18 protein-coding genes and 1 pseudogene are annotated in these 23,951 nt (G+C 35.4%); all 19 read left to right on the top strand.

The genetic code is table 11. The features are described 5' to 3' along the window. Positions 1–26: 26 nt before the first annotated feature. Positions 27–1,184, top strand: coding sequence for a non-hydrolyzing UDP-N-acetylglucosamine 2-epimerase (gene wecB / locus EKH84_RS21690; protein WP_127067910.1), 1,158 nt, complete (start codon positions 27–29; stop codon positions 1,182–1,184). 344 nt (positions 1,185–1,528) lie between these two features. Beyond that, positions 1,529–1,756: an AtpZ/AtpI family protein gene (locus EKH84_RS21685; RefSeq protein WP_013658587.1), complete on the top strand. Its 228-nt coding sequence runs from the start codon at positions 1,529–1,531 to the stop codon at positions 1,754–1,756. Continuing rightward, positions 1,749–2,123, top strand: coding sequence for an ATP synthase subunit I (locus tag EKH84_RS21680; protein WP_013658586.1), 375 nt, complete (start codon positions 1,749–1,751; stop codon positions 2,121–2,123). Before EKH84_RS21685 ends, EKH84_RS21680 begins: the two co-directional genes overlap by 8 nt. Before the next feature lie 64 nt (positions 2,124–2,187). Next, positions 2,188–2,886: a F0F1 ATP synthase subunit A gene (atpB, locus tag EKH84_RS21675; RefSeq protein ID WP_127067908.1), complete on the top strand. Its 699-nt coding sequence runs from the start codon at positions 2,188–2,190 to the stop codon at positions 2,884–2,886. Positions 2,887–2,934: 48 nt separating this feature from the next. Then, positions 2,935–3,198, top strand: a pseudogene (locus EKH84_RS22875) (ATP synthase Fo subunit C); the annotation flags it as partial. Positions 3,199–3,213: 15 nt separating this feature from the next. After that, on the top strand, positions 3,214–3,441 hold the full coding sequence (gene atpE, locus EKH84_RS22870; protein ID WP_334290689.1) for an ATP synthase F0 subunit C: 228 nt from the start codon (positions 3,214–3,216) through the stop codon (positions 3,439–3,441). A gap of 126 nt (positions 3,442–3,567) precedes the next feature. Next, positions 3,568–3,849, top strand: coding sequence for an ATP synthase F0 subunit C (atpE, locus tag EKH84_RS21665; RefSeq protein WP_013658583.1), 282 nt, complete (start codon positions 3,568–3,570; stop codon positions 3,847–3,849). Between the two features lie 51 nt (positions 3,850–3,900). Next, entirely contained in the window at positions 3,901–4,458 is a 558-nt protein-coding gene (gene atpF / locus EKH84_RS21660) for a F0F1 ATP synthase subunit B (protein WP_013658582.1), read from the top strand. Further along, entirely contained in the window at positions 4,446–4,991 is a 546-nt protein-coding gene (gene atpH, locus EKH84_RS21655) for an ATP synthase F1 subunit delta (protein ID WP_127067906.1), read from the top strand. Before atpF ends, atpH begins: the two co-directional genes overlap by 13 nt. Positions 4,992–5,010: 19 nt before the next feature. Further along, complete coding sequence (gene atpA, locus EKH84_RS21650) at positions 5,011–6,522, top strand: F0F1 ATP synthase subunit alpha (protein ID WP_127067904.1); 1,512 nt, start codon at positions 5,011–5,013, stop codon at positions 6,520–6,522. 17 nt (positions 6,523–6,539) lie between these two features. Beyond that, positions 6,540–7,406 (top strand): ATP synthase F1 subunit gamma, encoded by an 867-nt coding sequence (atpG, locus tag EKH84_RS21645; RefSeq protein WP_243118625.1) that lies wholly within the window; start codon positions 6,540–6,542, stop codon positions 7,404–7,406. 22 nt (positions 7,407–7,428) lie between these two features. Next, positions 7,429–8,820 (top strand): F0F1 ATP synthase subunit beta, encoded by a 1,392-nt coding sequence (gene atpD / locus EKH84_RS21640; RefSeq protein ID WP_127067902.1) that lies wholly within the window; start codon positions 7,429–7,431, stop codon positions 8,818–8,820. Positions 8,821–8,834: 14 nt separating this feature from the next. Next, positions 8,835–9,236, top strand: a complete 402-nt coding sequence (locus EKH84_RS21635) for a F0F1 ATP synthase subunit epsilon (RefSeq protein ID WP_127067900.1) — start codon at positions 8,835–8,837, stop codon at positions 9,234–9,236. Between the two features lie 595 nt (positions 9,237–9,831). Then, positions 9,832–10,413 carry a DJ-1/PfpI family protein gene (locus EKH84_RS21630; protein ID WP_127067898.1) on the top strand — a complete coding sequence of 194 codons (582 nt, stop codon included), beginning with the start codon at positions 9,832–9,834 and terminating at the stop codon, positions 10,411–10,413. 213 nt (positions 10,414–10,626) lie between these two features. After that, positions 10,627–11,661, top strand: coding sequence for an A/G-specific adenine glycosylase (gene mutY / locus EKH84_RS21625; protein ID WP_127067896.1), 1,035 nt, complete (start codon positions 10,627–10,629; stop codon positions 11,659–11,661). Between the two features lie 1,370 nt (positions 11,662–13,031). Further along, positions 13,032–17,855 carry a fibronectin type III domain-containing protein gene (locus EKH84_RS21620; RefSeq protein ID WP_127067894.1) on the top strand — a complete coding sequence of 1,608 codons (4,824 nt, stop codon included), beginning with the start codon at positions 13,032–13,034 and terminating at the stop codon, positions 17,853–17,855. A gap of 12 nt (positions 17,856–17,867) precedes the next feature. Next, complete coding sequence (locus EKH84_RS21615; RefSeq protein WP_127067893.1) at positions 17,868–22,079, top strand: fibronectin type III domain-containing protein; 4,212 nt, start codon at positions 17,868–17,870, stop codon at positions 22,077–22,079. A 65-nt stretch (positions 22,080–22,144) separates the two neighbouring features. Further along, a complete protein-coding gene (locus EKH84_RS21610; protein ID WP_127067892.1) occupies positions 22,145–22,939 on the top strand; it encodes a YwmB family TATA-box binding protein in 795 nt (264 codons plus the stop codon). Positions 22,940–23,012: 73 nt separating this feature from the next. Next, on the top strand, positions 23,013–23,927 hold the full coding sequence (locus EKH84_RS21605; protein ID WP_127067891.1) for a SpoIID/LytB domain-containing protein: 915 nt from the start codon (positions 23,013–23,015) through the stop codon (positions 23,925–23,927). The last annotated feature ends 24 nt before the right edge of the window (positions 23,928–23,951 follow it).

The raw sequence follows: 23,951 nt of genomic DNA, 5'->3' as shown, positions 1-23,951 counted from the left end.
TCCCGAAGAATTAAGGAGTAAATACAATGGATAAAATTCGTGTAATGAGTGTATTTGGTACAAGGCCAGAAGCTGTGAAAATGGCACCGCTTGTAAAGGAGTTAGAGAAACATCAAGATATTGAAAGTCTTGTATGTGTTACAGCACAACATAGGGAAATGTTAGACCAAGTACTAGAACTTTTTGATATTAAACCTGATTATGATCTAGATATTATGAAGCAAAGGCAAACCTTAACAGGTATAACTAATCGTGTATTAGAAGGGCTCGACAAGGTTTTTGAAGAAGCAAAGCCTGATATTGTTTTAGTTCACGGGGACACAACGACTTCTTTCGCAGCAGCATTAGCAGCATTTTATAAACAAATAAAAGTAGGTCACGTAGAAGCAGGACTAAGAACTTATAACAAATATGAGCCATTTCCAGAAGAAATGAATCGTAAATTAACAGGTTCACTTGCGGATCTTCATTTTTCTCCTACCCCTCTGGCAAAAGAGAATCTGTTACGTGAGGCAGTAAGTGATGAGCATATTTATGTAACTGGTAATACAGTTATTGATGCTTTAAAAACAACTGTTGAAGCAGAATATAATTTTACCGTAGAAGAACTTAATACTATTGATTATACTAATAAACGTGTTATTACTATGACAGCTCATAGAAGAGAAAATCTCGGGCAGCCACTTCATAATATATGTGAGGCTATTAAAGAGGTTTTATTAGAAAATGAAGATACTGAACTTGTTTATGCAGTGCACAAAAATCCAGCAGTAAGAGAGGTGGCATTTGGGGTATTAGGAGATTTACCTAGAGTACATTTGGTAGAACCATTAGACCTTAAAGATATGCACAATCTTATGAAACGTTCTTATTTAGTTCTAACAGATTCAGGTGGGTTACAAGAAGAAGTACCATCTCTTGGAAAACCTGTTTTAGTACTTAGAAATGTAACTGAAAGACCAGAAGGTATTGAAGCAGGTACTTTAAAGCTTGCAGGAATTGAACAAGAAACAATTCATGCTCTTACTACAGAATTATTGACAGATAGAGCATTATATGACCAAATGGCACAAGCTAAGAATCCATTTGGTGATGGAGAAGCTTCAAGACGTATTGTAGAGGCTATTCTTTATGAATTTAATAAAGTAGAGACTAAACCAGCAGATTACTGCTATAAAGCCTAGAATAAAAAAGTAATACATCCTTATAAGTGTGGATGTATTACTTTTATTATTTATTGAGATAATAGGTGAAGAAACAAAATTTGTGATTATTAAATGGCTTATTTGCAGAAGCATAGAAAGGGTAATAATTAACAAAAAAAATATTATATGTTACCAATAAATCAGAAAAAAATTCTTGTATTTTAGGGAAAAAACGACATTTAGAAACAGTATATGACAAATATACATTTTGAAAGAAATGTATATTGTACAAGTATCCAGAAGCTGTTTCTCTTGAAATTTTATGGGTTTTACTATAAAGTATAATTAATATGGGTTATTATGTAGAAAGTAGGGTGTAAATCGTGAAAATTAGTTCGTGGGCTAAGAGTTTAAGTTTAATTTCCCAATTAGGGATAACAATGATTACACCTATTTTAATTTGTACTTTTATCGGGATATTCATTGATGAAAAAGTAAAGACAGCTCCAATTTTTACTATCATTTTTATTATTTTAGGAGTAGGGGCAGCTTTTAGAAATTTATTTTATTATACTAGTAAGCAGGCTAAGAAAGAGGATAAACATGAATAATGAAATGTTTAAGAAAAATTTCATGTTAATTTGCATGATATTGTTTTCATTAATTGTATATATTATAGGCATACTATTGGTAGCCGATAAGCTAGGCTGGACCTTAGGGATTACTTTTGGTTTAGTTTTTTCCTTACTTAAGTTAAAGCTTATGCAAAATACTATTGCAAAAGCTATTGCTATGCCGGAAGGAAAAGCACAAAAGTATGCAAACGTTCAGTATATGATTAGATATATTCTTACAGGTGTTGTACTGGTTATAGCAGCGCTAGAGCCAAGTATTAATTTGTTAGGTGTGTTTTTTGGACTTATTTCCATGAAGGTAGGTGCTTATGCACAGTTAGCCCTCAATAAAAAAGCACAGTAGAATTGGCAAATGGAACCTTTTAGGTTCTTTGCATATATATTTTAGATGGAAGGAGCGTGAGTAAGTGGGTGACAATCTAGATTTTGGTGCACAATTGTATTTTAAGCTCTTTGAAGTAAATGGTCAGCCTGTTTATCTAACTCAAACTATTGTTAGTACATGGCTTATTATGCTTGGACTTATCCTTGTGTCAGTTATTTTAAGAGTCAAAATGAGAAAATTCAAAGAAGTACCAGAAACAAAATTACAAACCACCGTTGAAATGATAGTAGATATGATCAATAACTTTACTATCTCCAGTATGGGACCAGCAGGGAAAAAGTTTGCGGGCTATTACGGTCCACTTCTTATTTATATTGCGGTTTGTAACTTATCTGGCCTTATTGGCATCAGACCACCGACAGCAGATTTTGCAACGACACTTGCCTTTGCACTCATTACATTCTTTATGATTCATGGCTTTGGTATTAAATCAAAAGGAGTTGGGTACTTTAAAGGTTTCTTGGAACCTTTCCCACTTTTACTGCCAATCAACATTATTGGTGAACTTGCAACGCCAGTTTCATTAAGTTTCCGTTTGTTTGGTAATATCCTAGGTGGATCAATTATTATGGGGCTTGTTTATGCGATGTTCCCTAAAATTGTAGTTTTCCTTGGTATACCAGCAGTGCTTCACGGATACTTTGACGTTTTTGCAGGTGCACTTCAAGCATTTATTTTCGTAATGCTTAGTATGACATTCGTGTCAAGTGCCATGGAATAGGAATGAGGTGAAAAAATGTCAGGATTTATGGACTTTTTGTTTGGTTGGATGCAAAATGTAGACCCTAAAGCGCTCATTTTAGCCTTTTCAGCAATCGGAGCAGGTTTTGCAATGATTGGCGGTATTGGGCCGGGAATCGGACAGGGTTATGCAGCAGGGAAAGCAGCGGAAGCTGTGGGGAAAAACCCAGGAGAAGGTAGTAAACCAGCTACACTTGTTATGCTTCTAGGAGCAGCTGTAGCAGAGACGTCAGGAATTTTCTCTCTGGTTATTGCTATTATTATGTTATTTGCTAATCCATTAGTAAATAAAACAGGTGTTGGTTTAGTGCTTGCATGTTCAGCAATTGGAGCAGGATTATCAATGATTGCAGGTATTGGACCTGGAGTTGGACAAGGTTATGCAGCAGGTAAAGCTGCAGAAGCAGTAGGTAATAGACCTAAGCTTCAAGCTACAATACTTAGAACTATGTTACTAGGTCAAGCAGTAGCGCAAACAACTGGTATTTATGCCCTAATTATTGCCTTATTATTACTCTTTGTAAACATCTTTTAAGACTACTTCTAGCAAAGTTCTAGATTATTATAGGATTTTAAGAGACAGCATGGGATAGGCATAAATAAAAAGATTTAAGTTAATTTAAATAATTTTAAAAGCAACTATTTAAGGAGGATTTTAATTATGGATAATCAACAAATCGATGGAAACGCTTTAATCTTAGCATGTTCAGCAATTGGTGCAGGTCTTGCTATGATCGCAGGTATTGGACCTGGTATTGGACAAGGTTATGCAGCTGGTAAAGGTGCAGAAGCAGTAGGTCGTCAACCAGAAGCTCAATCTACAATCGTAAGTACAATGCTTTTAGGAGCTGCTGTAGCAGAGACAACAGGTATTTACGGTCTTATCGTAGCTATTATTCTTTTATTCGCAAACCCACTTATTACAAAATACCAATCTTTATAAGAAGCGAATTAAAATAATAGCAACATAGACGAGAAAGGAGGGAGCTTCCCTTTGAATACATCATTAATTACTGTATTAGCTGCAACTGAGTTGCCAGGAAGAATCATAGGATTTGATGCTCAGTTACTAACTGATTTAGGGTTACAATTATTCTCTACTTTAGTTATTGTTGTAGCACTTTACTTCATTCTTCACAAACCAGTGACTGCGATGCTTGATAAGAGAAAACAAGCTATTGCGAATGAGATTAACGAAGCTAAAGCTACAAATGCAAATGCAGCTAAGCTTAAAGCAGATTATGAAGATAAAATCGCGGGTATTGAAGAAGAAGCAGCACAAATCCTTAAAGAGACTAGAGCAAAAGCTTTAGCTAGAGAAGAGCAAATGGTTGCAGAAGCTAAGAAAGAAATCGAAGCTATGAAAGCCAAAGCTGCAAATGACATTCTTCTTGAACAAGAACGTGTTAAAGATGAGATGAAAACTCAGCTTATTGATGTTTCTACTCTTATGGCAAGTAAATTTGTTGCCCTCTCAATAGATGAAAACAAACATCAAGAAATCATTGACGATATTATTAAAGAGATGGGGGATGTACAGTGGCTAAGTTAGTTGTTAAAAGATATGCTACTGCCCTATTTGATATCGCTAGTTCTGAAGGAAAAATGGCAACCTATGAAGAAGAGGTAAAAGTCATTATTAAAGCACTTCAGGATGAACCAGACTTTATGGCAGTTTTAGAAAATCATAAAGTTACAACAGAGGAAAAAATCAGTCTCCTTGAAACTATTTTTACAGGTAAAGTAGAAAACTCTATTTTAGGACTTTTAGTTTTACTTGTGAAAAAAGGTAGACAATCTGAAATGATAAATGTACTTGAAGGTTTCCTTGAACGTATTAAAAAGGAATCCGGTATTGTTAAAGCAACTGTTACATCGGCTGTAGCACTTAAAGAAGGCCAAGTAGAAGCTATTAAAGCAAAGCTTGAAGCAAGTACAAAAAGCAAAATAGAACTTGAAACAATCGTAGATGAAGGCATTATAGCAGGACTAGTGATTAGAGTTGGCGATAAAGTTGTAGACGCTAGTATTAAAGGCGAGATGCAAGCTTTAAAGAAACAATTATCAAAGCTTAGACCTGCATAGAAAGGGGTGTATTCAGTTAATGAATCTGAGACCAGAAGAAATCAGTAGTATTATTAAAGACCAGATTAAAAACTATAAAGCACACCTTCAGGCAGAAGAAGTTGGAACTGTTATCACTGTTGGTGACGGTATCGCACGTGTACATGGACTTGAAAAGGCTATGTCAGGTGAGCTTCTTGAGTTCCCAGGTGAAGTTTATGGTATGGTACAAAACTTAGAAGAAGACAACATCGGGGTTGTTCTCTTAGGTTCTGACCAAAACATCAAAGAGGGTGACACAGTTAAATCAACAGGACGTGTTGTAGAGGTACCAGTAGGTGATGCTCTTAGCGGGCGTGTTGTTAATGCACTTGGTCAACCTATCGATGGAAAAGGTCCAATTAACACAGATAAATTTAGACCAGTAGAACGTGTTGCATCAGGTGTTATCGACAGAAAATCAGTTGATACACCACTTCAAACAGGTCTTAAAGCAATCGATGCCATGGTACCAATCGGTCGTGGACAACGTGAGCTTATTATCGGAGATAGACAAACAGGTAAAACTGCTATTGCTATCGATACAATCATTAACCAAAAAGGTAAAGATTGTTTATGTATCTATGTTGCAATCGGGCAAAAAGCTTCAACTGTTGCACAATTAGTTAACGCTTTAGAAAAAGCAGATGCTATGAGCTATACAACAATCGTAGTAGCTACAGCTTCAGAAGCTGCACCTCTTCAATATCTTGCACCGTATGCAGGTGTTACAATGGGTGAAGAATGGATGGAACAAGGTAAGGACGTTCTTATCGTATATGATGATTTATCAAAACATGCGGTAGCTTATCGTACAATGTCATTACTTCTTCATAGACCACCAGGTCGTGAAGCTTATCCAGGGGATGTATTCTACTTACACTCTCGTCTTCTTGAAAGAGCTGCTAGACTTTCTGATGAACTTGGTGGCGGTTCAATCACTGCACTTCCAATTATTGAAACACAAGCAGGGGATATCTCAGCTTATATTCCAACAAACGTCATTTCTATTACAGATGGACAAATCTTCCTTGAAACAGAACTTTTCAACGCTGGTGTACGTCCTGCGGTTAACCCAGGTCTTTCAGTATCTCGTGTTGGTGGTGCTGCTCAAATCAAGGCAATGAAACAAGTAGCAGGTCCTATCCGTACAGAACTTGCACAGTACAGATCACTTGCTGCATTCGCACAGTTCGGTTCTGACCTTGATACTGCTACTAAAAATGCACTTGCACAAGGTGAACGTATTACAGAGATTCTTAAACAACCTCAGTACTCACCACTTGAAGTAAGTAAACAAGTTATTATTCTTTTTGCTGCAACTAGAAAGTTCCTTATGGATATTCCACTTTCAGAAGTAGCAAGATTCCAAAGCGAACTCTTTGATTTTGTAGATACTAAGTATCCAGAAATGTTAGTAGAAGTAGCTGGTAAAGAGGGTCTTACAAAAGAATTAGAAGCTAAATTAAATGACATCGTAACAGAATTTAAAAAAAGCTTTAGTATAAAGTAGAAAAGGGGTGAACGAGGATGGCGTCTTTGCAAGATATTAAAGGGCGAATCAGAAGTATCGATAGCACTAAGAAAATTACAAGTGCTATGAATCTTGTTGCTACCTCTAAGCTTAATAAAAGTAAAGAGGCAGCTCTTAAAACAAGACCCTTTTTCAATAAAATTCTTTCAACTATGCAATCAATTGCTGCTAATGCTAATGGACAAGGTTCACCTTTTCTTAAAGCAAATGGCTCAGATGTGAAAGCATATATTACTTTATCAGGAGATAAAGGACTTTGTGGTGGTTACAATTCAAATATTTGTAAGCTTACTATGGGTGCTATCGAAGATAAAGAAAAAACCCACTTAGTAGTTGTAGGGAGAAGAGGTATTGATCAATTTAGGTCAAAAGGTTTTACAGTAGCAAAAGGTGTAACTGATATTTCAGAGTCACCTACTTATTTCTCTGCAAAAGAGATTGCAGATTATGTAACTAACCTATTTTTAAAAGGGGAAATTGGAGAAGTTTATTTATCTTATACAAGCTTCAAATCAACCATCCAACAAGAACCAACGATGGTAAGAATTTTACCATTAGATATAAATCATGTTGAAAAACCAAAAAGTGAAGCAAACGAACCAAGCGATCTTTTAAGTTATGAACCATCACCAGAAGCTGTACTTGGATATATTATTCCAAGATATGTAGCGGATGTTATTTATGGTGCACTTTGTGAAGCAAGTGCTAGTGAAAATGGTGCGAGAATGACAGCTATGGATTCTGCTACAGAAAATGCGCAGGAGATCCAAGATAAGCTAAGCATTCAGTACAATAGAGCTAGACAAGCAGCTATTACACAAGAATTAACGGAAATCGTTGCGGGAGTAGGCGCACTCAAATAAGTAATAAAGGAGTGAACAAATAATGGCACAAAATGTAGGACATATTGTTCAAATCATCGGTCCTGTACTTGACGTTAAATTTAGTGCGGAACACATGCCAGCAATCTACAACGCTATTGAAGTTAAAAAACAAGATGGCACACTGCTTGTGGTAGAAGTTGCACAACATCTTGGAGATGATATCGTACGTTGTATTGCTATGTCTGCCACAGAAGGATTAGTTCGTGGTATGGAAGCAGTTGATACTGGCGCACCAATTTCAGTTCCAGTAGGTGAACAAACACTTGGACGTATCTTTAATGTTACAGGTCATGCTGTAGATGGAAAGCCAGATCCACAAGTAGAAAAATGGCCAATTCATAGAGAGGCTCCATCTTTCGAAGAACAATCAACATCAGCAGAAATCTTAGAAACAGGTATTAAAGTTGTTGACCTTATCTGTCCTTACCTTAAAGGTGGTAAAATCGGTTTATTCGGTGGTGCCGGTGTAGGTAAAACAGTACTTATTCAAGAACTTATTCGTAACATTGCTACAGAGCATGGTGGTTTCTCAGTATTCGCCGGTGTAGGTGAACGTACTCGTGAAGGAAATGACCTTTACCACGAAATGACTGACTCAGGCGTTATCGCTAAAACAACAATGGTGTTCGGTCAAATGAATGAGCCACCTGGTGCACGTATGCGTGTTGCTTTAACAGGTCTTACAATGGCTGAATATTTCCGTGATCAGTCAGGACAAGACGTACTTTTATTCGTAGATAATATTTTCCGTTTCACACAAGCAGGTTCAGAGGTTTCTGCGCTTCTTGGACGTACACCTAGTGCGGTAGGTTACCAACCAACTCTTGCAACAGAAATGGGTACACTTCAAGAACGTATTACATCGACTAAAAAAGGTTCTATTACATCTGTTCAAGCTGTATATGTTCCTGCCGATGACTTAACTGACCCAGCTCCAGCTACTACTTTCGCTCACTTAGATGCGAAAACAGTACTTTCTCGTGCTATTGTAGAACAAGGTATCTATCCAGCGGTAGACCCACTTGAATCTTCATCACGTGTACTTGATCCACAAATCGTTGGAGAAGAACACTATAGCGTAGCACGTGGGGTTCAATCTATTCTTCAACGTTACAAAGAACTTCAAGATATCATTGCTATCTTAGGTATGGATGAACTTAGTGAAGAAGATAAATTAACAGTTGGTCGTGCACGTAAAATTCAAAAATTCCTTTCTCAACCATTCTTCGTTGGGGAAATCTTTACAGGAACACCAGGACAATATGTACCAGTTAAAGAAACTGTTCGTAGCTTTAAAGAAATCCTTGAGGGTAAACATGATGAGCTTCCAGAAAACGCATTCTACATGGTTGGTACAATTGAAGATGCAGTTGCAAAAGCCAAAACTCTATAATTAGGGGGTTAATGATGGCAAAAAATAAAATGAGACTTCAAATCATCACACCGATGAAAACAATTTTAGATGAAGAGGTAGACTCAGTGATTCTTTCAACAACAGAAGGAGAAATGGGTATATTATACGACCATGAACCAGTTGTTGTGCTTCTTGGATATAAGACGCTGTCTTATACACAAGATGAGGTTAAAAAATATGCAACAACTTTAGGTGGTTTTGCAGAAATCACTAAAGATAAGATTGTAGTTTTAACAGATGCATCTGAGTTTGCGGATGAAATTGATTTGGAAAGAGCTAAAAGGGCAAAGGAACGTGCTGAAAAACGTTTATCAGATAGCAATATGGATCATCTCCGTGCTGAGATTGCGCTCAAGAAGGCTATTGCTAGAATCAATTTAAAAGAAAGTAAATAGTAGTATAAAAAGGCACCAATAAAGGTTTTCATAAACCTTTATTGGTGCCTTTTGAAGTAACAGGATTGAGGGGACTCTACAAGTAGATAATATACGCAAATCAAAAATGCTAAAGAACACTACAATTTAAATAATAAAGCATAAAGCAAATTACCGCTATGTAGTCCGGCTAGTGGACTTGCTTACAGCTGCTGTCTCACTCCGCTAAGAAACTCTAAATTCGTAATCCTTATGAACGGGCGAAAACTCGCAAGCTCAAACACTCGCCCTAAAACCCATAAGGATTACTTCGTTAAGAGTTTCTAAGCTCTGCTCCAAGGCATCTTCCAGCAAGTCCACTAGCCTCCCTACATAGCTACTATTTTGCAAAAATCAAACTATTAATAAACTTAAGAGTTCCCCACCCCTCCCATTTCTATCAAACGTTTTTGAGCTCACAAACATCTTTACGTACTTCTACTAGTGTACATGTACTGGTATCAAAGACTCTGGTAAGAAACTCTAAATTCGTAATGAGCAAAAACGCCATATAGACGTAGGAGAGAAGTAGTGGTAGACTTCTAATAATATTTTAAGGGACAAGGGGAGATTGAAGATGAAGATATTAGTGCTTTTGGCGAAGGGATTTGAAATGATGGAGTTTGCTCCTTTTGTGGATGTTATGGGTTGGGGAAGAAATGATTATGGTTATGATATTGAGGTAGTTACCTGTGGTTTTCAAAACCAGGTGATGAGTACTTTTAATATTCCAGTTATTGTGGATAAGACAATAGAGGAGATTGATATAGCAGAGTATGCGGCGTTGGCTATTCCAGGTGGGTTTGAAGAGTTTGGGTTTTATGAAGAAGCTTATGATGAGAGATTTTTAGAGTTAATACGTGAATTTGATAGTAATAATAAAGTAATAGCTACAATATGTGTTGGGGCACTTCCTGTTGGAAAGAGTGGGGTACTTGAGAATAGAAGGGCAACAACGTATCATTTAGGAGATGGTTATCGTCAAAAGCAGCTTAGAGAGTTTGGAGTTCAGGTGGTAAATGAGCCAGTTGTCATTGATGATAACGTTATTACTTCATACTGCCCAGAAACGGCATCTAGTGTAGCATTTAAGCTTTTAGAGAAATTAACCTCTACTGAGCAAATGGAAGTTGTAAAGAGTGCCATGGGTTTTAAATAATAACCCAATAATATGCCTGTCATATGTAATTAGAATTTCTCTAATGATAAAGGCTTTTAGGTACACATAAAGCTATAGCCTACTATGTGCGATGGAGAAGAATGTTGTTTCCTGGGAAATAAAGTCGAGTGAGATTTCGAGGTATAAAATATAGTGGGTTTTCTAAAAATAATGTAGAATATAAGCAAGTTGATAGTGAGAGAGGATTTTAAGATGACTTATGCAGATTTAATAATAGAATGGTTTGATAAAAATAAAAGAGATATGCCTTGGAGGAGAACTTCTGATCCTTATTGTATTTGGGTATCAGAAGTAATGCTTCAACAAACTCAAGTTGTGACAGTTATTCCGTATTACTTACGTTTTATAGAACGTTTTCCAAATGTGAGTGCTTTGGCTGAGGCTAGCCTTGAGGAAGTACATAACTACTGGCAAGGTCTTGGGTACTATAGACGTGGTGAAAATCTTTGGAAAGGTGCTAAGCTTATCGTAGATAAGTGGCAGGGAGAATTTCCGAGAGATCCTAAGCTTATTAAGGAGATTCCAGGAATAGGACCATATACTTTAGGCGCGATTTGTAGTATTGCTTTGCATTTGCCACTACCAGCAGTAGATGGAAATGTTATGAGAATATTAGCGCGCCAATTTTGTATAGGTGAGGATATTGCCAATCCTAAAAATAGGAAGCTTTTTGAAGATAAAGTAATGGAGCTTATGCCAAATGACCCTAATCGTTTCAATCAAGCCTTGATGGAACTAGGTGCTTTAATATGTACACCTAAAAATCCAAACTGCAAAGAATGTCCAATGAAACCTATTTGCGAGGCATATCAAAAGAATGTACAGGAAGAATATCCAGTAAAACTTAAGAAGGTTAAGGCAGTAGAATTAAATTATAAAGTATTACTCATTGAAAAAGGAAGCAAGATAGGAATGATCAAAAGGCCGGAAGAAGGTCTACTTGCAAATTTATGGGGATTTCCTATGATTGAAGAAAAAGATTGGGAAAGTATAGACCTAGAAGCAATAAAGCCTGTCTACTTAGAGCAAGTAACTCATGTGTTTACACATCGTAAGTGGCATATGAAACCAGTTACTTTGAATTGGTCGCAGCCACTAGAAAAAACATTGGGGCCGTTACTCCAAGAACAAGGTGAAATTCAATATATTGAAAAAAATAATCTTAAGAATTTGCCGATAGCCACTGCTTTTAAAAAAGTCATGAAGAAAAAGCAAGTAACTGTTTAGCTAAATAAATGGGAATTTGTCTGATCGTTTATGAGAAATGCTGCTGGGCGGAAATGAGAGAATAAGGGCTACCTTTCGGAATTCCACTCCGTATTTTTTGAAGCACTAAGGCTCACTTTTTTGATGAACGTGCGAAAACTCATTTCATTCAAACACTCGCACTAAAACCCATCAAAAAAGTTCGCCAAGTGCTTCTAAAAAATACTACGAAGTCATTCCTACAGGCATCCCTTATCCTCTCATTTCTTACAAGCATTATTAACCTCATAAACGTTCAAGCCCCTAAACGAGGAGTGCAGAAAAGACATAACAAAAAAATATTTCTCTTGAGAATATTTTATAAGAGTGACTTATACCGTTATTTTTTTAATTTTTATTGAATATAAAAGTATTTATTTCATTTTTTATTAGGGATTCGGCTCCTTGACTACATATACATAAGTGTAAAAACAAATAAATAACTTCCCACGGCATAATTACCACAGCTTCAACCTGAGGAACTGACCGGGTCAGCCAAGTCTCAATCTATTGTTATAGGTACCTCTGGACTTAAGGAAAATGTTCACTTGTGCGCTGCAAGGAAGGCGCCACTTATAAGTTGTTTTAAATGTTTTTATACCTAGCATTACCCAATAAAGTTTTAAACCAGAGTCTTAAGGTCTTAGCTTCCTAGCATAGGGTGCACCGGCCAAGACTTTTAGGAGCTCCTCACTCATTGGTTTGACTTTCATAACTAGTCTTCGTAGGCACTACGCTATATAACGCATACGTGCTGAGGAGCCATTTTGCGCCTTGTTTAAGGTCTACTTAGCTAGCTGCGAAAGTTCATTTCAAGAGTCTGGAACAAAAAATAGCTCTTCAAGTATTGATACTACTTGAAGAGCTATTTTTGTTGTCTCTAAATGCTATCAATAAAATGAATTGGCTTTTCTTTTTTCTTGAAAACACTTCAGGAGAGTGACTTTACACATTATTGTTGGTAGAACTGAGAGAGGGTGGCTGCCTGACGGGGTGACTTCGAAGTATTTTCAGTAGGCACTTAGCGAACGTTTTGGATGGTACTTAGCCCACGTGTTTGAGGGAACCGAGTTTGTGGGCGTTCATCCAAAAAAAGTGAGCTTAGTGCCTACTGAAAATGCGGAGCGGAACAACGGCAGGTAGCCACCCTCTCTCAGTTCCGCCCCAAATGGCTTATTAAAGCTACCGACAAATTTCTAGTTGTAAACTAATTGTAATATGATTATACATAAATATATCCTAAGAAATACTTATGTATGGCCCTTGAATGGTCGATAAAATATATGGAGTATTATAATTTTATTTAAAATTTCACATAGATGAACAAGACAGAGAGAGGGGAAACGGATGATATGAAAAAAGTTGTTTCTAAAATACTTGTATTTGTAATGGTGATTGCAAGCCTTCAGGGGATTAATTTAAATGAATTAATGGCAGCTGATACTAATTTATATGGATTTGAAATGCAGAAGAAGATACTTGCAGAAGATAGCAAAGGTTTGGAGCTAAGCAATAGAATAGGTACTGATTATACTGAGACAGCTGTAGCAAAATGGGATATCTCTAGTGCTGCAGATTATGTATTAACCTATTACATTGAAGCTATGGATAATACTACGCAAAAAGTAGAGTTAACACTTGAAAATGCCGGAGATGATAATGTAACGCTTTCTGGGAAAGTTTATAATCAAGATGGAAGTACCAAAAGTATTGATTATGTAGAAAGAGTGCTTAATAGTGGGTCCAATAGCTGGGAAAATAAAAGCAAAGAAATAGGAAAAACAGAATTTACTGCGGGTTTAAAGCTAGGAACTTATGCAAGTACTTATCAACAATATAATGTTAACCTTACCAACGTAAATGTAGCAGGAAAGAATTTAAATATTCGTTTGAAATTAGATGGGAAATTAGTATATGTATATACTACTGGAATTAGTAAGGGAAATATCAATGAATTTGAGCTAAAAGTAGATGGTACTACTCAAGCAAAACAATCATTTTTTAATGGACCTAAAAACTTTGAGATTAAACCAGTTCATTTAAAGGATAATACTTTAGAATCTATTGAAGTTATTGAGGACTTAACTAAAGAAACACCAGGTTCAAAGCCAGGAGTAAAATTAAGCTTCGCCCAAATTAAGGTTTTAGAAGGGGGAAAATACACGATACCTTCTAGTAGCACTAAGCTTGATGAAGTTGTAGTCAAATTACAGCCACAATATTCAATTGGTAGCTCAGTTCAAGATGGTGATGATAGTATTCGTCTGGATTTTAAACCTATGACTGGTGAAAAAATTAAGATTGATACTAAGGATAGTAGTTATACAGTTGGAGCGGTAGATACTAATGGTCAAATTAATATTTATTTGGCTAATGGAACTAATCTAGAAACAAGCGTCATCAAATGGGATGTACTTGAGCCTAGTATGGTAGTTGATTCGCTTTTTACTTATGGTAAAGATGCAGATATTTATAAGCCGGAAAATAAAGGGCATACTTATCTAGATTATAGTTTAAATAAAACAACAAATAATCAAGTGCAATTTACTATTAAACCATACAATATTAATTCAGCAGCTACTTATACTATCTTAAGCTCCAATACAAAAGATGGTCAGTTTACTGCAAGAACTACTTATGAATATGATCCTAATAAAACCAACAATAAAGAAATTACAACCTCTATTTCATCTACTAATGTTACTTATTTCAAGGTGAAAATAAAGATAGATAATAATGAATATGAATCACAGGTGGTTAGGTATAATCCAGGGGACTTTAGCCCTGTTCCTACAACTCCTTCCATTAAAAATATAGATAACGTATACGTTGTTCCAACTAATGAGAACAGCAATACCTCTAGTGCTAAAGCTATTGGATTTGATATAGAATGGTTTGCACCTTCTAACTTAAGGACTCTTTTAAATGGAGGTACTTTATATTATGAGATGCTTATACGTAAAGACAAGGATGACCTTGATCCGTTAAAGTCACCTCATTTGGCAGGGACTTCTGGTTATGCAGCATACTCCAAGGTATTTAAGGTAAGTCTAGATCCTGTAACAAATCAGATTATAGTAGAAACTGATTTAGGAACAGCGGGACAAAAGGATGTTACAGAAGAAAATGCTAATAAGATTATTAGATATAATGAGAGTAAAGGAACCTTCAAAATGGAGAATGTTTCTTTAATGAACTTTAGTGAAACCACTAAAGACTGGGAGCAAATAGAAATTCCTGAGGGGTATGACTATAATACAACAACCAAGTCTTTAAAAGAATCAGGAGCTGAAGCTAAGGATAGCTTAAAAGATATGGTTATACCAGGAAACTACTATGTATCTTTAAGAACAGTATATGTTGCAACAGATGATACTAAAAGAATCACTTATAGTAATGAATCTAATCTGGTATCCGTTGCTTTAGATATCACAAAGGAAGTAGTACCTGTACCTACAACAGTGGTAGCTGAGGATGCAAGTATTGATAAAACACAAGTTATAGAAGAAATTACATATTCTTATGTAGACATACAAGCATATGTTAAGAAGATGTTAGAACCGGCAGAACTTAAATTATATACTGGAACTAATAAAGATGAACGCTTTAGTGGGGAATATGAGTTCTACTTATATCAGAATAAAGATGCCCTTAAAAACAATGATCCTGATAAGATGGATGCAATGAGTTTAGGAAGTGACGCTATCTTAAATTTAGCTGATACCACTATTAATAGCCAATCAGCTATAGAGGTGTTAAAAGCAGGGGGCGTTATACCTTTTAAAGTCCATATTAGTTCTTTAATAGGAATAGGGCAAGGTAAACTCAAAATTAAAGGCTTAGATTCTAATACGGTATATTATTTGCAACTTAGAACGAAATTGTCACCAATAAGTGAAGCAGGACCGGTATCACCTAGAGTATCAGAGTTATCTAAGGTATTTACCTTTACGACAACCACAGAACCTATGCCACCAACACCAGAAGATAAAGTGCCACCAACACCAGAAAAAATCTGGATAGAGGAGCAAGCTAACAATAGTTCTGTCACTTTAGGTTGGGCACCAGCTAAGTTTGAAGAAGATGAAGATATAGACTTAACCTACTATGAATTCATAAGGACAGAAAAGCAGCTTACTAAGGATGAAGAGAAGCTAAGTGTTGAAAAGCTAGTACAAGGCAATGAATTAAATGTTGGTTTCCGTTCAGACAAAGATACAGCAAGAGCAGAAAATGAACCAGCTTACATGAGTACGTATACATATAAGAATCAAATATGGACTAACTTAGAGCCACTACAGCTTTCAAGTAAGTTCCAGCTTTATGATGATTCTTTAAATCCTAACAACATTTATTATTACTATGTAAGAACCGTGTGTATGGTTGATGGTAAACCTATTAAGTCAAAGTGGATTATGGTACCTGTAACAACAGCACCAGTACAACCACCTATTAATTTAAAAGTAGAGGCGCCAAAGACCTATTCACATGATACTAAGAGAGAAATTGTTATTAGTTTTGATGCGCCCGTGCCAGCAGATGCCAAAGTGCCAGATGAGTTTGCATTTGATATTGCAGTAAAAAGTGAATTAGATGATACCTATAAGCTAGATTACAGTGCAGTGAAATTAACTTCTGTTCAAGATGACAAGCTAACACCAGAAGGCTACACGCACTTTGTGTATAAGATTACAGGTTTAAAACCTAATAAACGTTATGATATTAAAGTAAGAATAGTGGATAAAACAAAAACACTTTTGGAGGGTGGTAATTATCCAACTTCTTTATACTGTGATAAGGTAAGTACGAGAACAGACTATGATGAAGATGAAGCAGAAAAAGATAATAAATTTGAAGAGTATCTCAAAAAGTTTGACTCAGAAGCTGAGAAGTTAAGAAGAAGACCGTATTGGGTAGTGGAACAAGGTGAAATCTATAAGTATAGAGAAAGTTACCTAAAAACAGAAATAGGCTTACAAAAAGAATATGCTTTAGTAGCAGAAGAGAATGCTAATTCACTATATTATTACATACCAGCTTCTGTAATGATAGATGAAAGTAATACGAATACAGTACTCAATGTAACTATTGGTAATCAGACATTAAACATTAGACCATATACCTTAACTAGCGAAAATACTGCCATTAAAACAGCCATAGAAAAAATGGCTTCTGATGAAATAGAAGATTATTATGTGGGCATCAAGTTCTATACCCAAAAAACGTCAGAAAGTATTAACGGGCAGGGAGCTTTGTCACCAAAGCTTAATGTTAATATGGAGCTAGTTTATATGAAGCAGCGTGATTATCTAACAGAAGATGATATTATGATTGCTTTAAATGATATTATTGCAGAGGAACGCAATAGTTTTATTAATAAGCTTGAGAAAGAAGTTTATAATGGTGTGATTGAAGAAGACGTATTAAATGAACTTATTACAGATTCTATGGCAGATATTGAAAAAGATCATGCAAGACAAGTTGATAAGTTAATGGATCGTTATATAAAAAGGACAGTGAAGATTACTGAATTAGATAAGCCACTGTTTATTATAAGCCAAATAGATGCATTTGCAGCAGATGCTTATTACTACAGTAATGGATGGGTTAATGTAGAAAGCTATCAAGTAGGAAAAGGTTTTGGTATTGAAGCAGATAAACTAGGAACCTATATCTTTGTAGGTCAAGCTGATCTTGCAAATACGGTACCAAGCTTAGGACCTTATCAAAGCTTCATAGGAAAATATGGCCTAACAGAGTTCTTTAGATTAGATACCTACATGATTAAAACAGCTGCGACAAAAGAACAAGTATATGGTGCTACAGCACGCGTACTAGGAGCTAAAAAAGGAACTGATTATATTGTATTTCTTAAAAATGCAGGGATAAAAGGTGTAACGAGTATAGGATTAAGTAAAAATATTAGACAAGATGAAGCTATTTATATTATGATGCAAGCTTATGAAAGATTACATAATAGAAAAGTGAGTTCAATAGTCATTAAAAATAAACAAGGCGTACAAAACATAGGTGCTTTCCAAAGCGTTTATCGTACATATGTTTATGCAGCAGTAGAACTTAAAATTGTAGATAATCCAAATTCAAGAGTTCTTCCAAGCAAAGAAATGACTGCAGAAGAAATTATCAAGATTCTTTATAAAGTGCAGGCACAATAGGAGGAAGATAACATGAAGAGACGACAAAGAGTAGCCGCATTATTAGCTGTTATAATGATGCTTAGCTATGTTAATGTATTTGCAGATATGCAGGAAAGACTACCAGTGGGTGGACTAGACTATGTGCAAGTCAGTCATACTTCCAATGATAATGGTGAAAATATTTTACCAAGTGCACAGGTAAGTTTTACAAAAGTAAAAAATGAACATAATCCACCAGTAACAGGGGATAATCATGCCACAGAGTTTTATGACCTTTTGTTAACGGATTCTTTAGGTGAAAAAGCTGAAGGTTCTATTAGCGTAGCAGAAGCCAATAAGACTCCAGGTGATAAGGCAACTATTAACCTTGAAGGTTATCTTGAGGATAGAAATGAATTTAAAAATGGTCGATTATATGAGTTAAAAGTACAACCAGGACATAACCATGTATCAGATGACGGGGAGAGATGGACAAAAGCACCACTTAACTCAGCTACTAAAGACCCAGTTAAGTACTTTGTTACAGACTTAAATACAATTGCTAGGGAAACAGAAGATAATATAGAGGTGGTTTGGGAATATATTCCTGGAGCTACTTACAAATTAGTTTACATTGCAAAAGAAGCTAATAATAAAAATGAAGTAGATGGTGTAGAAAATAACGTAGCAGGAGTAGGATCTAATTCAGTAACGCTTAAAGCCAATGATATGAATGTATTTACAGAAGGTGGCATTAGAAAAGTTAAATTTACTATTGATGATACAATTCCGGGTCAAAAGTACTCAGCTTATGTTATTGTAACAGGCATTTCAGGTACTTTTATAAAGGACAGTTGGAGCAATGTAGGTGTTAATACAACCACACCTAAAATTGCACATGCTACAAGAAGTATTAAATTAAACATTACTAACATAGGAAAAAATAGAATAGAGTTAAGCTGGAATGTACGTTCTTGGATGACTAGTGAAATAGAAATGGTTAAAATCTGGAGAAAAGTTGAAGGTGAACGTAATTACACACTTATTGGAACAATGAATAATGCTGACCTTACTGCTACAGATACAGGTAGGTTTGAGCATGACGAACCGAAAAAGACTAGCTTGTATTACGTTGAATTCTTCATCAAAGGTGAAAGTAACACTATTAAGACCAATGAAGAACCTTATGTACCGTACGAATTAAGTGAACAGCCTCTAAAGCCACAAGTACCAGAGCCTTTTAATTCTTCTATTTCTTTAGAGGAGTTGAGTACCACTAAAAATAATTATTTAGTTAAAAATGATGATGTTACAGTGGATAAAATGAAAGATAATACTTTCCATACTAAAAGCTTAACTCCGCTGCAAGTACAACTTGTTTGGGATGCTCCAATGAAGAAAAATGAAAATGGTAAAACCGTTCCTGAACATGAAATGCTATATGATATTTGGGTTACAGAAAGCAATGAACAGCTTGATGATACTGCTACAAAGCCTATTTTAGAAAACTTTTCTATACCAGAAGGTCAAGATGATAGTTTAATTAAAACACAAGCTAGTAAGGAAGTCGTTGGTTTTAAGACTCTTTTAACGCAGTACACTAATAAAACTGGTAGTGTTAAAAATCTACTTTCTAATAAAACCTACTATATTAAAATTGTAGCTAAAAGAGACTATAGTGGAACCTATGTGGAATCTCAGCCAACAGTAGTAGCGATTACAATTGATAAAAAAGGTGATATTTCAAGACCACCAGTATTAGCAAAGCCTCCACTTCGTGTACAAGAAGGAGGAATAGAACAAAATGCTATTACAATTGAGTGGCTAGAAAAATGGTATGAAATTAAAGCAAAAGACCCTTCTCGGTATAGCGCTGATGCCGATGAATATTTCCTTGCAAAAATGTGGAATAGCGTGGTTTATACAGGAGGAATACCAGAGATTAAATTTAAAGCAGGGCAAAATCTTACTGAACATCGTCTTATCAATGAGAATGAACTGAAGGCAGTTAAGGCAGCTGTGCCTAACTATAGTGCTAATTATGAAGATAGGGAAGTAAGCCTAGGAGAAGATGTTAAATATGAAGTAAAACCTATTTTATATGATGATGTGGTACTTGCTTTAAAATCTGACACCACTTCCCCAAGCGCCATTAAAATTGAAAAATGGATTGTAGAAAATGAAAGTGATTCAGTAGAGGGATGGACTACTATCACACCAAGTGATGTTAACCATAATGATGGTTTATCTTGGAAGGATTACAAAGTATCAAATCTCAAAGCAAATACAAGATATGTCATTCTCATTAGAGCTTACCGTACTTTAGAAGATGGAACAAAGCTCATGCAAACTTTCCCAAGCTTTGTTATTGCTACCACAGACTCGGATTTTGAGGAACCAGAAGCAATACCTATGGTACCAGTGCTTAATCCAAATGGTGTAACAGACAGTAGTGTATCTGTCTGGTGGCAGTATAATGAAGACTTTAACTATGAGATTGTATATAGTCGTTTAGACAACCCGGAATCTGCTATTAGCTGGCCAGTAGAGATTTCTACAGTGCCAGGAGAAGATAATTATGTGTCTAATGGGGCAAAAGCACAGGTAACTATAACAGGACTTATGCCAGATACCACCTATAATGTATGGATTAGAGCAAAACAGAAAAAAGGTGATAAGGTATCTGCTTGGAGTAATCCAGTTACTCAAACAACCTTATCAATAGAAAAGCCAGATGTACCAAGAGGATTAGGACCAGCTGCGTATCAAAGCATATTAGAAATCGGTCAAGATTTCATGCCAGTAACAGGAGACTACATTACAGTAGAATGGCTTAAAGATGTGGAGGATGTAGAAGCCACAGATGAGAGCTTAAAAGCCTATTCATACGTATTAGAATTCGCTAATAATCCAGAGTTTTTAGATGCTGTTGTAGTGAATACCAGTGATGCTGGAAAAGGTAGTTATGAAGTATTAGCTAAGAATATGGTAAAATTCACAGGGTTAGATGCTAATAAACCTTATTATGTAAGAGTTAAAACAGTACTTACTTTTACAGATCCAGAAAGTAAAAGAGAAATTGTTAAAGAATCAGATTTCTGTGCTATCGTTAGAATTATGACTAAGACTTCAGATGGGGAATATGATGGCGGGGATAATGACAATATTGTTATTTATCCAGAAGCAATAGTAGATAGTTATACTAATGGGGTTTGGACAAAAGAAATTGTAGACACAGCTAAAATCATTTCTCAAATCCAAAACGCTAATAAATACTTCCTTACAATAACAATGGAAAATTATAAAAATAAATATGATGCTGATGTAAGACGATTAAAGATGCCTAAAAATATAGTGGATGCTCTTATTAATCAAGGCATGGCACTAAAGGTTATCACTAATGTCGGCATTTATGAAATTCCAGGCAAGGCGCTTAAAATTTATTCTAATCAATATAGTGCAAGAGATATGGTGCAATTTGATTTGACTAAAGCTACAACCACGAATCTTTTAGCTATAGGAAGAAGCTATCCAGAAGCTTTTGTTAAAGGAGAACGCTTTGCGGTAATGTTTAGAGGTAACAATAAAAACACAGTTGTACAGAAGCTAGATGATTATATGAAGGTAAAACTTAAACTAGAATTAGTAGGTGAGTACAACTTTGCCAATATCAACACTTATATGTATAGTTACAATACCAATACATGGAGTAAACAAAACCCAGTTATTGAAACACAAACAGATAGCTATTTTGTGTATAGCACACCTTATACAGGTTTACATGCCCTATATGAAAGAGTGACAACAACAAGTAGTTCAAGCTCTACATATGTAATGGATGAATTAAAAGCAGCTTATGACATTAGAGGGCTTGGAGATATTTATTTTATGCAAGATTATGTTTATGGCAATCAGTACATTCAGTTAGTAATGGGAATTGCGCAAAATAAATCTTCTATCGATTTAACAGCTAGCGTTACTAATGATTTAAGAAATAAAGCTAGAACATCAGGTATTTATATGAGTCAAGGTTCAGGAGTAGTTACTAAGGAGCAAGCTATAGCTGGCGTAGTGAAACTCTACGAATTAAAGCAAGGTTATCAGGTAAAGCCATCTAAAGTAACCCTTACAGGAGTAAGTAGTACTTATAAAGATGCGGTTGGTAAAGCTTATGCATTAGGACTTATTGATGAAACCATTAATCCATCAGGAAAAGTAACCTATAGTGAACTTTGTGATTGGATTATACAAGTAATTGAATAATAACTGAATAAAAATTAAAAAAGCATCCCATACTCTAAAAAACATAAGAGGAAGGGTGCTTTTTTATGAATAGAAGAAATATGCTACTTGTAGCGGTTATTATGATTTTATGTACAACCTACATATTTGGATTTGAATATTACGATAGAATGCCTGATAGGCTACAACAGCTAAGTAAGCAAATAAATGTGCCAGAGATAAAAGTTACAGAAGTAGGAGTGGAACTTAGTGGTATCCATTATGGAGAAAAGCTAGATCTTCAAACGCTAGTAGTTAAGGAAAATGAAGTGATAGAAGCTCTCGCCCATGAAGTGAGCTGTTCTAAACTTTGTCAGGCTTTTCACTATAATCCATCAGAAACTAGTATAGAAGAGACAACTAACCAAATCAAAGTATCAGCAGTTAATAAAGAAGATGAGACACCTTATAAGTTAACCATTAAAAATCAAAAAGATAAAAATGATAATACCTACTATGATTTAAGACTTACAAGCATGGATAATTTGGAACAGTTAGATATGAGAAGAGGCAGAGCAAAAGATCTCTTTAGAAAATGGGGAGCTAAGCCTAAGGAAAGTATTTACTTTAAAGCTGAATTAATAGAAGAAGTATCAAATGAGAAGCGTTTGACGCTAGTGGAAACTATTTTTAATAATCTTAAAGGGAAAATGATTAATGTGTATCAAGATGATAGAGATAGCCACACTGTAGCGTACTATGGCTATACGAAAGAAGTGCCAGAATATATAGAAGGAGCAGATGGTAACAAAACTAATATCCAAATTAGCTTTATCTATAATGAAATAACAGATAAAACAGAATGCATTATAGCGTTTCCTTTTTATAATGCACCATTTTAATTCATAAACTTGTCTCACTTTCATATACTTGTATAAGCAGATTTTTATTTTAGATAGTGAGGGAGGGACTACTGTGAAAGAATATCTTAAGTCAGCTGCTATTATAGGATTATGTTTGTTTTTAATCCCTATGATTATTGTATATGCCAGTGGGTATGATACAGGGAAACTATTAAAAACTATTGAAGATGCTAATGGGGAGGAAACTCATGGAGCATCTCTAGATATTATAAATGAAGAAACACTAATAGGTATATTAGCTAAAGAGATTCCTTATACTTATGAAGAAGAAGCTATCAAGGTACAAGCTGTAGTGACTAGGACTTATATGGCAAGACGTATTCTAGGTATTCAAAGTAAAGGAGCTCTTAAAGGTTATTCGGTAGAAGAAATGAAGGCTATCTGGCAAGATGATTATGATAAAAATTATGCTATTTATAAGGCAGCTGTGGAAAGTACGTATTATGAGATGATTTTTTATGATAATCAACCTATAGAGGCTTTATATCATAGTGCCAGTGCAGGGAAAACAAGGAATGCAGCAAGTATTTATAATAAAGACATTCCATATCTGCAAAGTGTGGATAGCAAAGTAGATCATATTAGTAAACAAGTCAGATTGGCGAAAGGAAAAACAACAGAACTTATCAAAACGAAATATCCAGAATTGATAGTAGATATAGGTACCTTAGAAAATCAAATACAAATCATTGAGAAAGATGAAGCAGACTATGTAAAAAGTATTCAAGTTGGAAATGTAACTCTTAAAGGGGAAGAAATTAAGGAGTTATTAGATTTACCATCTAGCTGCTTTAAGGTGTATGCTTCTGAAGATGAATTGATTTTTGATGTGAGGGGCATAGGTCAAGGGATAGGGCTTAGTCAAAATGGTGCCAATGAACTAGCTAAACAAGGTATGAATTATAAGGATATTATCAAATATTACTATACAGATGTGATGATAGAAAAATACGAGATTCAAAATTAAAATATGAATTAAAATATTTAGAAA

The sequence above is a fragment of the Cellulosilyticum sp. WCF-2 genome, from assembly GCF_003990395.1.
Classification (GTDB): Bacteria; Bacillota; Clostridia; order Lachnospirales; family Cellulosilyticaceae; genus Cellulosilyticum; species Cellulosilyticum lentocellum.
The sequence above is the reverse complement of the archived record's forward strand: the minus strand, read 5'-3'. Positions and strand labels throughout refer to the sequence as shown.